We start from the raw sequence: 14,219 nt of genomic DNA, 5'->3' as shown, positions 1-14,219 counted from the left end.
TCTCGCCATTCGTTTTCTCTTTTGTTTCCTCTTCTTACTTGTTCAAATCGTAAATACGTATCTAAAAGCACCCTATGTGAGAGTCATAATGATATAAAGAGAAAAAATTGCTTGCATATCACCGCCGGGAATGTTACTTTTGTGGTGATATCAATAGTTGAGAAGTAATATTCAGAAGCATTATGACACAAGGTAAGAAGTTTATCTCTCCGCAGGCATGGTTTTCTATGTTTTATCCGGTGGATTGGAATGAGTTTGAAGATGGTGAAGGAACCTTCCTTTTTTATAACCCCGATGTATGGACGGGCAATTTCCGTATTTCTGCATATAAAGACGACTCTTCGAAAGCAGGGCGTGCTAATAACTATGGCAAAGAGGTTATTGAGCAGGAATTGAGGCAAAATGCTTCTGCTTCGATAGTGAAAGTAGGAGAGTTGACATGTGCCTATAGCCAGGAGATGTTCGAAGAGAATGAGACTGAATATACCCATCATGTATGGGTGACCGGTATTGATAATGTGGCATTCGAATGTTCCTTTACAACTCCTCAAGGAGCCGATGTAAGGGAAGCCGAATTTATTATTGCTTCGCTGTCTGTTCGGGAAGATGGGGTAAAATACCCAGCCGAGCTGATTCCCATTCGAATATCCGAAATATGCCTTGTCAACGAAGCTTATGAATGGACGGTTACTCTCATAAAGAACGAGCTGAAAAAAGATTTCCAAGGAGCAGAAGAGGATCTGCCGAAAATACAACAATTGATTGATGCCGGAGCAATTGGAGCGAAGAAAAAAGACGAATGGTTGGCTATAGGCATAACCATTTGTGTGATTTTGCTCAATGAAATTGAAGGACTTGAGTGGATGACACTAATCGATGGAAACCGCGAAGTTCCGGTATTGCAATATAAAGAAAACAAGAAAATGATCGACCCGCTGCGGTTGGCATGGAGTAAAATAAAGGCCGGAGAAACCTGTAACGTAGAAGAGGCTTATAAAAATGCGTTAGTATAACAGAATGGTAAATTATCTGCAAATAGAAAACTTGACTAAATCGTTTGGAGATTTAGTTCTTTTAGAAAATAGTTCTTTTAGCATTGGCGAAGGACAGCGTATTGGGCTGATTGCCAAGAATGGGAGTGGGAAAACAACCTTGTTGAATATCATTTCGAGCGAAGAGGGATACGATAGTGGCAACATTGTGTTCCGTCGGGATCTCCGTGTCGGCTACTTGAAGCAAGACCCGAAATATCCCGAAGAACTGACCGTTATCGAGGCTTGTTTCCATCATGGAAACAGTACGGTAGAGCTTATCAAAGAATACGAGCGGTGCATGGAAACAGAAGGGCATCCCGGCTTGGAACAACTGTTGATACGCATGGATCATGAAAAAGCATGGGACTATGAACAAAAAGCCAAACAGATTCTTTCGCAACTTAAAATACGAAACTTTGAGCAGCCGGTGAAGCATCTTTCGGGTGGCCAACTCAAGCGTGTAGCCTTGGCCAATGCGCTGATAACCGAACCTGACTTGCTGATTCTCGATGAGCCTACCAACCACCTGGATCTTGATATGACCGAATGGTTGGAGGAGTATTTGAGACGCACCAATCTCAGCTTATTGATGGTAACTCATGATCGCTATTTTCTGGATCGTGTTTGTTCGGAAATCATTGAAATAGATAATAAGCAAATCTATCAATACAAAGGTAATTATAGCTATTACCTCGAAAAGCGTCAAGAGCGTATTGATGCTGCCAGCGTAGAAATTGAAAGAGCGAATAACTTGTACCGGACGGAGCTCGACTGGATGCGTAGAATGCCGCAGGCACGTGCTCACAAGGCTAAGTATCGCCAGAATGCTTTTTATGAAATAGAGAAAGTAGCCAAGCAACGTGTGAACAATGATAATGTAAAGCTCGATGTCAAAGCCTCGTATATTGGTAGTAAGATTTTTGAAGCCGATCATCTTTACAAACGCTTTGGAGACTTGAAAATTCTGGATGATTTTTCTTATATCTTTGCCCGTTACGAAAAGATGGGTATCGTAGGCAATAACGGAACCGGCAAGTCTACCTTTATCAAAATACTAATGGGACAGGTACAACCCGATAGTGGCACGGTCGATATCGGCGAAACAGTGCGTTTTGGCTACTATTCGCAAGACGGCCTAAAGTTTGACGAACAGATGAAGGTTATCGATGTTGTACAAGACATTGCCGAGGTTATCGAATTGGGCAATGGGAAAAAGCTTACTGCATCGCAGTTCTTGCAACACTTCCTTTTTACGCCCGAAACCCAGCATAGCTATGTCTATAAATTAAGTGGTGGGGAGCGTCGACGCCTGTATCTCTGTACGGTATTGATGCGTAACCCCAATTTTTTGGTACTCGATGAGCCTACCAACGACCTTGATATCATTACCCTTAATGTGCTCGAAGAATATTTGCAGAACTTCAAAGGATGTGTAATTGTTGTTTCGCACGACCGTTATTTTATGGACAAGGTTGTTGATCACTTACTGGTATTCAACGGACAGGGAGACATACGTGACTTCCCCGGAAACTATAGTGATTACCGTGATTGGAAAGAAGAAAAAGCGCAAAAAGAGAAAGAAGCAGAAAAAACATCGGAAGATAAGACCTCACGCGTACGTTTGAATGAGAAGCGTAAGATGAGCTTCAAAGAGAAACGCGAATTCGAACAACTCGAAAAAGAAATAGCCGAACTGGAGGAAGAGAAAGCCACCATTGAAGCACTACTTTGCAGTGGTACGTTAAGTGTGGATGAGTTGACTCAGAACTCGAAACGTTTACCGGAGGTAAATGAACTGATTGATGAGAAAACCATGCGCTGGTTAGAATTAAGCGAAATAGAATCATGAATTTAACCAATTATCACAGCCATTGTACCTTTTGTGACGGACGTGCGCCGCTCGAAGCATTTATCGTTGAAGCTATTGCACAGGGGTTTACCTCTTATGGTATTTCTTCGCATGCACCGCTTCCTTTCTCTACCCATTGGTCCATGGATTGGGATCAGATGCCCGATTATCTGCAAGAAGCCCGTCTATTACAGCAGAAGTATGCCGGGCAGATAGAACTTTATATCGGTCTGGAGATTGATTATTTGAATGAAGAAAGCCACCCTGGTATCACTCGCTTTCGCGAACTTCCACTCGATTATCGCATAGGCTCTGTTCACATGCTTTATGATGATCGGGGAGAAGTGGTTGATATCGACGTCTCTTCCGAAGCGTTTCGAAAAATCGTAGATACTCGTTTTGGTGGCGATCTTGATCGGGTGATTCGCTTGTATTACGAACGATTGCTGCGTATGATTGCGTTAGGTGGCTTTGATGTTGTAGGACATGCCGATAAGATGCATTACAATGCTGATTGTTACCGACCCGGATTGTTGGATGAACCTTGGTATGATGCTTTGATGAATAACTATTTTAAAGAAATTGCCCGTTACGGATATATGGTTGAAATTAATACAAAAGCACTCTATTTGCTTGAGACCTTCTTTCCCAATGAACGCTATTTCTGCTTGTTGAAAGAGCTGGGTATTCGTGTACAGGTCAATAGTGACGCACATTTTCCGGAGAAAATCAATAGTGGACGTCGCGAAGCCCTATCTGCTTTGTGGCAGGCAGGATATCGCGAGGTAATGGAGTTGCATGACGGCAAATGGGTGGCAATGCCTATTCTTCTTTAATAGTTGTTTCTATTCAGTACGTTTACAGATATTGGCTTGAAGAAATTCATTGAAAACTTCTTCATGATTGCCCGGTATAACAATGTGGTGATTGCCTATTGGATTTTTTAAGAAATACTCTGTAGACGTATTCATTTTAACTCTGATTTGTGTGCGACACAGATTCAGGTAGTTAGTGTTCTCGATAATGGTACCTGTTGATAAATAATATTCATCCAAACACTCGCCTCCACATTTAATGATGGTTACCTCTCCCGTAGGCATTATACCTTGAATTCCGATCCCTAAATTTGTTTCGAAATGATCACGGATGATGTATCGTTCAACTAGTTTCGTGGCAATGCTGCAATGTGCAAAGACTACTTCGTTGGTACGTATCTGAATCATTGACGGATTAGCCATGAATCCCGCTTTTCCTGTTAGTGCCTTGATGACAAGTAAGGTAAATATAGATTGCAAATCTCCTTCACATCCGGCCAAAAGGCCTTCGTCATTGAGTAATGATAAGGCAAGACAACCGGTTGTTCCGGTTTGTTCTATCAGCTTAAAACAACTTAAGGTAACGGCACTTAAGTTTTCTTTTTCGCACAACATCCGGATAGCCCGATAAAGACGCATGGCCTTGAGTAGATCTTCGGGAGTAGCTTCGCGGCAGGCCAATGCTTGTGAAGCAAAAGCAGCGCAGGCAGCACCCACTTCCTCATCCGTTATTTTATCATAATACTCGTAGATTCGCTCGAGTGGTAAATCAATATATTCCACTCCCCACCGGCGTTTGCTTAGTAAATAGTCTACACTGCTGGCAATGAGCCATGGTGAAGGAGATCCGAGCACTCCAATGCGCAAACCCGAAAGTGTGCGTTGTGCCTGAAAGTTCTTATAAAGTATATGTATACGCTGAATAATATTGGCTAAATCTCCGTGTAGAATTTCACTTTTCATTCCCTTATTGCGTAGCCAAGCAGAAATCTCTAATGCAGCTGCCAGTGAGTTTTGTATACCGTCGGCAAGAATGACTGTCGGGCGGGGTAGCAATTCGAAGTGCTGTGTCACCATTCGTTCTACACCACCGGTTGCTATGAATAAAATTTTAAAATCGTCATTGCCTAATTTGCCAAGATCCTTATAATCAACGAAGTTAACGGTGAAATACTTCTCAAGCTCGTTTAACACAACCTTGTGGGAAGTGCGTATCGTTGCTTGTTTATGTAAAAGCGAAGCAAAGGTGATAAGATTTATAATCATGCGCTATTGTTTTAGGTTATGAATATGACAAATGTATAACTTTCTTTCGATAATACCATAAGCTTTTTACCCTTGATAAGGTTTTTAAAGTTTTTATGTCTCTGTCTCCGATTTATTATGTACATTTGCCCATAATTTTATAATTTGATAGTTTATAACATATAATTTAAGTCATGCCAACCATATCCACTCGAGGAATAGAGATGCCCGCATCACCTATCAGAAAATTGGCTCCCTTGGCAGATGCAGCCAAGCAACGGGGAACTCACGTATTTCATTTAAACATCGGACAACCCGATCTGCCTACTCCTCAGGTAGCGATTGACGCGATACACAATATTGATTTAAAGACACTAGAATATAGTCCCAGTGCCGGATATCGTAGCTATCGTGAGAAGCTGGTCGGGTATTATGCTAAGTTTAATATCAACCTTACGGCAGATGATATTATCATCACGACCGGAGGTTCCGAAGCTGTGCTGTTCTCTTTTATGTCGTGTTTGAACCCGGGCGATGAGATTATCGTTCCCGAACCCGCATACGCCAATTATATGGCTTTTGCAATTTCGGCCGGAGCTAAGATTCGTACAGTTTCTACTACGATCGAAGAAGGTTTTTCACTCCCTAAAGTGGAGAAGTTTGAGGAGTTGATCAACGAACGTACCAAGGGTATTCTGATTTGCAATCCCAATAATCCTACCGGTTATTTATATACTCGTCGTGAGATGAATCAGATTCGCGACTTGGTTAAGAAATACGACTTGTTTCTCTTTTCCGACGAGGTTTATCGCGAGTTTATCTATACCGGTTCTCCCTACATTTCGGCTTGTCACCTCGAAGGGATCGAGAATAATGTAGTACTTATTGACTCCGTTTCTAAACGTTACTCAGAGTGTGGTATCCGTGTCGGTGCTTTAATTACCAAGAACAAAGAGGTGCGCAATGCGGTGATGAAGTTCTGTCAAGCTCGTCTGAGTCCTCCTTTGATTGGTCAGATTGCTGCCGAGGCATCGCTCGATGCTCCCGAAGAATACTCTCGCGAGATGTATGACGAATATGTAGAGCGTCGCAAGTGTTTGATCGATGGACTCAATCGTATTCCCGGTGTATATTCTCCTATCCCGATGGGAGCTTTCTATACCATGGCCAAACTTCCAGTCGACGATTCGGATAAGTTTTGTGCCTGGTGCCTAGAAGAGTTCGACTACGAAGGGCAGACCGTTTTCATGGCTCCCGGTTCGGGTTTCTATACCACTGCCGGTGCAGGCTACAATGAAGTTCGCATCGCTTATGTATTGAATAAAGAAGATTTGACCCGTGCTCTCTTTGTGTTGCAAAAAGCACTGGAGGCTTATCCGGGCAGAACAGAATAACGATTGATGAGCTTATCCCTTTTTATAGCTAAACGCATTTACCGCGATACGGATGGTGGCAAACAAGTGTCTCGTCCGGCTGTATTAATCGCCATGACGGGTATTGCCATTGGGCTGGCTGTGATGATTATTGCCGTAGCTGTGGTGATTGGTTTCAAGAACGAGGTGCGAAATAAAGTGGTTGGATTTGGTTCTCATATTCAAATCAGCAACTTCGATGCACTTCGCTCTTACGAAACACGCCCGATTGTCGTAGGGGATAGTATGCTTACTGCACTGGCTGCTTATCCGCAGGTAGCGCATGTGCAACGCTATTCAACCAAACCGGGTATGATCAAAACAGATGATGCTTTTCAAGGGATGGTTCTTAAAGGGGTAGGGGCTGAGTTCGATGCCCGTTTCTTTCGTGAGCACCTGCTCGAAGGAGAGATTCCTGTGTTCAATGACTCTGTTTCGAGCAATGAAGTACTTATCTCGAAAGCACTTGCCACGAAGTTAAAGCTTAAGTTGGGCGACAAGATATATACCTACTACGTACAAGACGATGTGCGGGCACGTCGTTTCACAATCAAAGGCATCTATCAAACCAATTTTTCAGAATACGATAATCTATTTCTGCTTACCGATCTGGCTGTGGTCAATCGGTTGAACGGTTGGCAACCCGAACAAGTAAGCGGGGTCGAGTTGCAAGTGCGTAATTACGAGCAGTTAGAGGATATTACCTACCGGATAGCTACCGATACCGACAATAAAGCAGATGCCTTTGGGGGTGTTTATTTCGTTCAGAATATTCAGCAACTCCACCCACAGATATTCGATTGGTTAAATCTGCTCGATCTTAATGTATGGGTTATTTTATTCCTGATGATCGGTGTGGCAGGTTTTACTATGATTTCAGGATTACTGATTATTATCATCGAACGTACTCAGATGATCGGTGTCCTTAAAGCATTGGGAGCTAATAATTTCACTATCCGTAAAACTTTTCTGTGGTTTGCTGTCTTCTTGATAGGTAAAGGGATGCTCTGGGGTAATCTCATCGGATTGGCTTTCTGTTTGATACAATCTCAATTGAAGCTCTTCAAACTCAATCCCGAGACCTATTACGTAGATCGAGTTCCCATCTCTTTCAATCTTTGGTTCTTCCTGTTTATCAATGTGGGTACATTGCTTGCTGCTGTACTGATGCTGCTAGGTCCTTCTTTTCTGATAACGAAGATTCGTCCGGCTAGTTCTATGCGCTACGAATAGCGTGCTTATCTTCTCATAAAGTCACCTTTGCCACGATACAGTCTGTACAATCTCAGTTGGAGGGACTTCAGAGGCTGTAAGAGGTCGAAGAGTGGTAGCGTGAGGTAATAATGACGATTATCTCTCATATCTGTAGCTGTTTTATTTACCACAATGGCTTGTACCATATAACGAATCAAAAACAGGAAGAGAGCGATACCCATTACTAAATAATGAGGATGAAGTAAGATGAACACCATCGTTGTCAGGAAGGTTGCGTAGAACAACAATCTCGATACTGTTTCAAATCCAAGCAGATAGCGTTGCATACCGCGAAAATAGCTCGATGTGGCTAGGTAACTGATTTTCTCTTCTTTCCAATCCTTGTGTCGCTCGATAGCTCGCATACGAACAACCGAGTTAGCATCAGTCTCTACTCGTGTATTGTTTGTATTAGCTATTTGGTTTACGAACAAATCGTCCTCTCCACGTTGTAAATTCAAGTGTGTCGAGTACCCCTTTTTAGCAAAGAACAATTCTTTTCGGTAAGCCAGATTGCGCCCGATACCCATATAAGGATTGCCTGCCAATGCCAGTCCCAGATAGCGCAGTGAATTAAACAGAGAATCAAATGAAATATATCTATGCTTCCATCCTTTGCCGCGTTCATATCCGTTGTATCCCAACACAATTTCGGTGTGCGGGGTAAAGTTCCGTGCCATCAATCGCAGCCATTGGTCGCTTTCCGGTTGGCAGTTAGCTTCGGTAAATACCAACCAATCATGCTTGCTTGCCTTGATGCCAAGGGTCAATGCAAGTTTCTTCCGGCTGATATACCGAGCACTCTCGGGTGTAAAGCTATGGTATAAGTGGGGGTATTTCTCTTCGAAAGCCGATAATACTTCAGTGCTCTCGTCTGTGGACCCGTCATTGATGACAATGACCTCAAAATTGGGATAATCCTGTTCCAGAATGGAAGGCAAGTAGCGGCGTAGGTTTTCCGATTCATTTCGCGCACAGATAATAACGGACAGCGGAAGCAGTTCATTGCTAAAGTGAACTTCTCCTTTTTTGCAGGCGATGTTCCGTCTATGTATTCGATTGTAGAGCCCGAAGTAGTAGATGAGTTGAATAACGCACAGAGCACTTAAGCCTGTTAGCAGTATAATTTCGGTCGTATTGAATGTAAATGTTTCCATTGATTTTGATCTCATTTTTAATCATGCAAATGTACGTGTTAATTTCTCAATAACCATATTGAGTTGTAAATAATCTAAGTTCTTGTTACATTTTGTTGTATTAAAAACGTTTTATCAAAATAATCATCATATTCGGTTAGTTTATACACTGTGAGGGTGTCTCATTTTGGTACCCCCTCACAGTGAAATATCTGAAAAACGTTTTTTCTATTTTTTCTTATGCAATGTTTTCAATTCGAAAGAAACCATCACGCGGAAAAATCCAATGATTAAGAAGGTGAATGAAATCATGTAAACGGCATAAAGAGCTCCTACGGCAGGTTGCCAAAGGATAAGTAATGAACAGAGAATGGCAAGTATGCCGAAGGTCATATACCATCCCCAGGTGCGAGAACCGTACCGCTTTAAATCCATTGCGTACCCCGTACCGGAAAAACCGCGGAACATTAGCCAGAAGGCAATGATAAACGGAATAACCTCCATACTAACCATTGGATAGGTGATGAGGTAAATGCCCAGAATGAGATCGATGATGCCACCTGCCAGATACCATCCCCAGCTCGATACCCGCTTTCTGTTGCTAAAGGCAAAGGCGATTTCTACGATACCGCTTAGTAACATTGAGATACTGAAAATAATGCTGAGTGCAATGTAGCTTCCCAGCGGAGAGAACATTAAAGCAATAGCAACGCCGATATACAAAATACCTAGAAGAAGTGACATCCACCAATTCTTGATCGATTGGTTTAATTCATCAAATACTGTTTTCATTTGAGAGTTATTTATTGATTAATACTATGTAGTTGATAGTGCAAGTAACAATCGATATTTATAAAGAGTTTAAAAAATTAACTAAAGTTTCCATTATTCATAAGCGTATGAACCAAACGATCGGTCTGTTTGTTTATATGGGATAATCACGTTGATTATTAAACAAACAAATGTAAAAGAATATGGCTACAACAAATTTTAAAGGACATCCGGTAAAACTGGTCGGAGAGTTTATACAAGTAGGTAAATTGGCTCCTAACTTCGAATTGGTAAAAAGTGATTTATCTTCTCTTTCATTAGCTGATTTGAAAGGCAAGCGCGTTATACTCAATATTTTCCCAAGCATGGATACGGGAGTTTGTGCAACTTCGGTACGTAAGTTTAATCAGTTAGCTGCCGGATTGCCCGATACAGTCGTATTGGCTATCTCTAAAGATCTGCCTTTTGCACAAGGACGATTCTGTAGCACAGAAGGGATAGAGAATGTAGTGGCACTCTCTGATTTCCGTCATTCTGATTTTGATAAGAGTTATGGCGTACTGATGGGTGATGGACCTTTGATGGGTTTGTTGGCACGCGCAGTAGTGGTTATTGATAAAGAGGGCAAGGTATCTTATACAGAGCTTGTTCCCGAGATTACGCAAGAACCTGCGTACGAAAAAGCAATAGAGGCTGCTAAAAAGTAAATATACCTGCATAAATGAAAAGAAGGCTACTTCTCATGTCGAGGAGTAGCCTTTTCTATTATCCGTAATATCAGGTATTATTTTTTCTTTTTCATTCCTTTATAGACAAGGAATCCTACAATAAACACTCCAACCGCAATGAAGAAGTAGCCTAATTCGTGACTGTATTCGGTTACCTTGGCCAATAATTGTTCTTCGCTTTCGATACCCGGTACTGTCGAAAGATAGTATCCGATGGCTGCAAGAATGGCATTCCACAATCCGGCTCCAATCGTTGTGTATATTAAAAAGGTAGACAGTTTCATTCGTGCCAGTCCGGCAGGGATGGATATGAGCTGGCGTACTGCCGGAATCAGTCGACCGATAAAGGTAGAGAGTGCGCCGTTCTTATCAAAATAATCTTCGGCATGCTGTACTTTAGCTTCGTCGATCAGGCACATATGTCCGAAACGGCTATTGGCAAACTTGTACACGATGGGGCGCCCCAACCAATATGCCAAATAGTAATTGATAAGGGCTCCGATATTGGCACCGAGCGTTGCAAAGAATACAACCAGGTAAATGTTCAACTCATTTCCTACCGCAGCTTTATAGGCTGCCGGAGGGATAACCACTTCGGAAGGGAAGGGGATAAACGAACTCTCGATGGTCATTAACAGGGTGATGGTCCAATAATTGAGGTGATCGAGACACCATTGGATAAAGGCTACAGATTCCATGTGTTATTTTAATTCCGGTTGTTTTTATTATGACTCTTTTTGATCGTTTGTATCTGTTTTTGCGGAATCATCCTCTTTTATCTCTTTGAGAAAATTTTGTAGTTCGTCGAGTAGCTGGCTAGGCCCTTTGTCTGCTAAACTCTCGCATAAGGTATCAAAGTTGATCGGATGTTTCGACAGTTGGTTGTACTTATAAAATGCTTTATGATCTTTCAGCATGATACATATCGAAGCCAGCTCTTCATTGATTCCCTCCATTTCAGGGTTTATTTTGAGTGCTTCTTCGAGGCAGAAACGGGCATTCTCCAGCATATTATATTCGAGATAGTAAGTACCTATTTGATGCCAGGTTTCGGGATCTGGCATATAGGTGAGAGCTAGCTCCCATTGTTCTTTCGCTTTTATGTCTTTACCCTCGGCCATATAGATACGTCCGTTGATTAAATACGGTTCGCAATCGTCTGGGAAACATGCTTTTGCTTCTTCGCAGAATTTATGAGCCTCTTCGTATTTTCCTTGTTTGGAAAGACAGAGTGCCTGATTGCAATAAAGATCGGGTAGTATCGGAGAGTCTACCTCACCGTCTTTGGTCAATTCGGATATCGAGCGGCTGAAATATTCGATCGCTTTTTCGTCATTATTACCATCACTATACACAAGGCCGATAAACATATAGGCAAAAGCGGGCGATAATGATTTGTATTCAAGTGCTTTCTCGTACGCTGCAACTGCTTCGGCCTCATTGTCAAGATGAAACAAACAGTGCGCCCTCATCAAGTGCGCCTCACCAAAATGCTCATCGGCTGCCAAAGCAAAATCAACTGCCTCCAGTGTTTTAGCGAAATTCTGTTCGGCAAAGTAACTCTTTGCCAATCCCAGCCAATAGGGGGCATGAAAAGGGCATAAGTCGATTAATTTGTTATAGAAAAACTCGGCTTTTTCAAATTGATTTTCGGCAAAATAACAATCGGCACATGCGGCAAGGAAGTCCTCCTCTTCGCTGTATTTAGGCAATCCTTTGGTTAACCAAGGCAAAGCCTTCTCCGAATAGCCCATGTCAATATAAAGATAGGATACCTCAATGATAGTGTCGAGATCGTCCTGATCTTCCAGTGTAGCGAGTAAAAGCTCGGCAGCGTCTAATTTACCTTGGTTCAGTAATATCTCGGCTTTTAATATTTTTACTTCGCTGGCGTAGGTTTCGGCAATGCTGTCTGTTAGTTCACTGGCTTCCTGAATCTTTTGTGTGTCGAGGTAGAGATAAGCCTGCTCAATAAGCAAATCAGTATTGTTAGGATGCAGGCTAAGCCCATAATTGATAACCTCTTGTGCTTCTTGAAAGCGCTGTTCTATGGCATAGCGATCGGCAATGTCGGCCAATTGATCACCATCCATGTAAGTGCTCTTTTCCTCTGCCTTCATTGCTTCGTATTGAGCAATGAGCTTGCTAAGTTCGGCGTCTTTACCGGGTAGTGAGTTTTTGCGTGCCATATAATTACTATTTTGTATTACTTTTTAAATCCGTCTTTCAATCCTACGGTGCGATTGAAAATGAGCTTACCGTCGGTCGACTCTTTGTCGATATTGAAATAGCCGATGCGCTGGAATTGCAAATACGAAAGAGCCGGCAGGGTAGCTGCGTACTTTTCGATGTAGCAATGGGTCAGTACATGAAGCGAATCGGGATTGATCATTTCGCGCATGGCCTCTTCGGGCGAGCAGTTACGAGCTTCACGAATAGCAGCCATTTCGTCGCGTGGGTTTTCTACTTTCCAAAGACGATCATACAAACGAACCTCGGCCGGCAAACAGTGATTACAGCTTACCCAATGCAGGGTGCCTTTCACTTTGCGGTTTGCTTCGGGCATGCCACTCTTCGTGTCGGGGAAGTATTCGCATTGTACTTCGGTTATTTCGCCGGTGGCTTCATCTTTTGTACAGCCTGTGCATTTTACGATATAAGCATTCTTCAAACGTACTTCCTGACCGGGAGTCATTCGGAAATATTTCTTCGGAGCATCTTCCATGAAGTCTTCGCGTTCCATCCACAGTTCACGGCCGAACTCGATGATGTGACTACCTGCACTCGGATCTTCGGGGTTGTTAATGGCTTCAAGCTCTTCAACCTGTCCTTCGGGATAGTTGGTAATAACCAGTTTCACCGGATTCACCACAGCCGATACGCGAGTAGCACGTGCATTCAAATCTTCGCGAACGGCACTTTCGAGCAATGCAAATTCGTTGAGTGCATCGTAAGTGGTATAACCGATTTTGTCAATGAAGTTACGGATTGATTCGGGTGAGTAACCACGACGGCGGAAACCGCAGATAGTGGGCATACGAGGATCATCCCACCCGTCTACCATGCCTTCTTTGACTAAAGTGAGCAGGTTACGCTTGCTCATTAAGGTATAGCTGAGGTTCAATTTGTTGAACTCTGTTTGGCGTGGGCGATTATCGTTCAGGTCTTTACCCTCTTTCAACCAATCGATAAAGAGATCGTAAAGAGGGCGATGTACTACAAATTCGAGCGTACACCAAGAGTGTGTTACCCCCTCAAAATAGTCACTTTGCCCGTGGGCGAAGTCATACATGGGGTATGCTTTCCATTGTGTACCGGTACGGTGATGGGCTACATGCAGGATGCGATACATCAACGGGTCGCGTAGGTGCATGTTAGGGTTGGCCATATCGATTTTGGCACGAAGTACCATTGAACCTTCTACACCTTCGTCGCTGTTCATCTTCTCGAATAGAGCCAAACTCTCTTCGATGGGACGGTTGCGATAAGGACTCTCGATACCCGGTTGGGTAGGAGTACCTTTTTGGCGGGCAATTTCCTCAGCACTTTGTTCATCTATATAAGCCTTTCCTTGTTTGATGAGGTAGGTGGCAAAGTCCCACAATTGCTGGAAATAGTCTGAAGCATAATAGATATTGCCCCATTGAAAGCCCAGCCACTGGATGTCTTCCTTGATAGCTTCGACATATTCCATGTCTTCTTTAATGGGGTTTGTATCGTCGAAACGGAGGTTGCATACACCGCCGTACTTGGTTGCCATTCCGAAGTCAAGGCAAATAGCCTTTGCATGACCGATATGAAGATAGCCGTTTGGCTCGGGCGGAAAGCGTGTTTGCACCCTTCCTCCATTTTTACCCTCTTTTAAATCATTCTCAAGCGCCTGCTCAATAAAGTTTAGGCTTTTCTTTTCTCCTGCTTCTTCGTTTCTAATATCTGTCATAACGGTATATGTTAACTCGATTAAGGCTACAAAAA

The 14,219-nt window shown here is 42.8% G+C and carries 12 protein-coding genes; 6 read left to right on the top strand and 6 right to left on the bottom strand.

What is annotated here, in order from left to right:
• The first annotated feature begins 182 nt into the window (after nucleotides 1-182).
• The 3 genes from TY03_RS03775 to TY03_RS03765 are packed head-to-tail and all read left to right on the top strand — an operon-like array spanning nucleotide 183 to nucleotide 3,719.
• The gene (locus tag TY03_RS03775; protein WP_042367588.1) at nucleotides 183-1,013 is read left to right on the top strand and encodes a DUF3805 domain-containing protein; all 831 of its coding nucleotides are present in this window, start codon (nucleotides 183-185) and stop codon (nucleotides 1,011-1,013) included.
• 4 nt (nucleotides 1,014-1,017) lie between these two features.
• Complete coding sequence (locus TY03_RS03770; protein ID WP_042367587.1) at nucleotides 1,018-2,883, top strand: ABC-F family ATP-binding cassette domain-containing protein; 1,866 nt, start codon at nucleotides 1,018-1,020, stop codon at nucleotides 2,881-2,883.
• A complete protein-coding gene (locus TY03_RS03765) occupies nucleotides 2,880-3,719 on the top strand; it encodes a histidinol-phosphatase (protein WP_042367586.1) in 840 nt (279 codons plus the stop codon). Before TY03_RS03770 ends, TY03_RS03765 begins: the two co-directional genes overlap by 4 nt.
• Before the next feature lie 9 nt (nucleotides 3,720-3,728).
• Here TY03_RS03765 and TY03_RS03760 read toward each other — a convergent pair whose 3' ends face one another.
• Complete coding sequence (locus tag TY03_RS03760) at nucleotides 3,729-4,964, bottom strand: fucose isomerase (protein WP_042367585.1); 1,236 nt, start codon at nucleotides 4,962-4,964, stop codon at nucleotides 3,729-3,731.
• A gap of 173 nt (nucleotides 4,965-5,137) precedes the next feature.
• Here TY03_RS03760 and TY03_RS03755 point away from each other — a divergent pair, with 173 nt between their 5' ends.
• The gene (locus TY03_RS03755; RefSeq protein ID WP_042367583.1) at nucleotides 5,138-6,337 is read left to right on the top strand and encodes a pyridoxal phosphate-dependent aminotransferase; all 1,200 of its coding nucleotides are present in this window, start codon (nucleotides 5,138-5,140) and stop codon (nucleotides 6,335-6,337) included.
• 6 nt (nucleotides 6,338-6,343) lie between these two features.
• Nucleotides 6,344-7,588, top strand: a complete 1,245-nt coding sequence (locus TY03_RS03750) for an ABC transporter permease (protein ID WP_042367582.1) — start codon at nucleotides 6,344-6,346, stop codon at nucleotides 7,586-7,588.
• A gap of 5 nt (nucleotides 7,589-7,593) precedes the next feature.
• On the opposite strand, the gene TY03_RS03745 is transcribed toward TY03_RS03750, so the two are convergent.
• Nucleotides 7,594-8,766 (bottom strand): glycosyltransferase, encoded by a 1,173-nt coding sequence (locus tag TY03_RS03745; RefSeq protein ID WP_042367579.1) that lies wholly within the window; start codon nucleotides 8,764-8,766, stop codon nucleotides 7,594-7,596.
• A 207-nt stretch (nucleotides 8,767-8,973) separates the two neighbouring features.
• Nucleotides 8,974-9,537 (bottom strand): HdeD family acid-resistance protein, encoded by a 564-nt coding sequence (locus TY03_RS03740; protein WP_042367577.1) that lies wholly within the window; start codon nucleotides 9,535-9,537, stop codon nucleotides 8,974-8,976.
• A 182-nt stretch (nucleotides 9,538-9,719) separates the two neighbouring features.
• Here TY03_RS03740 and tpx point away from each other — a divergent pair, with 182 nt between their 5' ends.
• Nucleotides 9,720-10,223: a thiol peroxidase gene (gene tpx / locus TY03_RS03735; RefSeq protein WP_042367575.1), complete on the top strand. Its 504-nt coding sequence runs from the start codon at nucleotides 9,720-9,722 to the stop codon at nucleotides 10,221-10,223.
• Between the two features lie 77 nt (nucleotides 10,224-10,300).
• Here the strand turns inward: tpx and TY03_RS03730 are convergent, their stop codons facing one another.
• Genes TY03_RS03730 through TY03_RS03720 form a run of 3 tightly spaced genes read right to left on the bottom strand, consistent with a single transcriptional unit; the run spans nucleotide 10,301 to nucleotide 14,184 of the window.
• Nucleotides 10,301-10,942: a DedA family protein gene (locus TY03_RS03730; RefSeq protein WP_042367573.1), complete on the bottom strand. Its 642-nt coding sequence runs from the start codon at nucleotides 10,940-10,942 to the stop codon at nucleotides 10,301-10,303.
• A 27-nt stretch (nucleotides 10,943-10,969) separates the two neighbouring features.
• A complete protein-coding gene (locus TY03_RS03725; RefSeq protein WP_042367571.1) occupies nucleotides 10,970-12,433 on the bottom strand; it encodes a tetratricopeptide repeat protein in 1,464 nt (487 codons plus the stop codon).
• A 17-nt stretch (nucleotides 12,434-12,450) separates the two neighbouring features.
• Nucleotides 12,451-14,184, bottom strand: coding sequence for a glutamine--tRNA ligase/YqeY domain fusion protein (locus TY03_RS03720; RefSeq protein WP_042367570.1), 1,734 nt, complete (start codon nucleotides 14,182-14,184; stop codon nucleotides 12,451-12,453).
• Nucleotides 14,185-14,219 lie beyond the last annotated feature (35 nt).

Origin of the sequence: Bacteroides neonati (assembly GCF_000499785.1) — a bacterium.
Classification (GTDB): domain Bacteria; phylum Bacteroidota; class Bacteroidia; order Bacteroidales; family Bacteroidaceae; genus Bacteroides; species Bacteroides neonati.
Note: the sequence above shows the minus strand (reverse complement) of the source record. Positions and strands in the feature narration are given on the sequence as shown.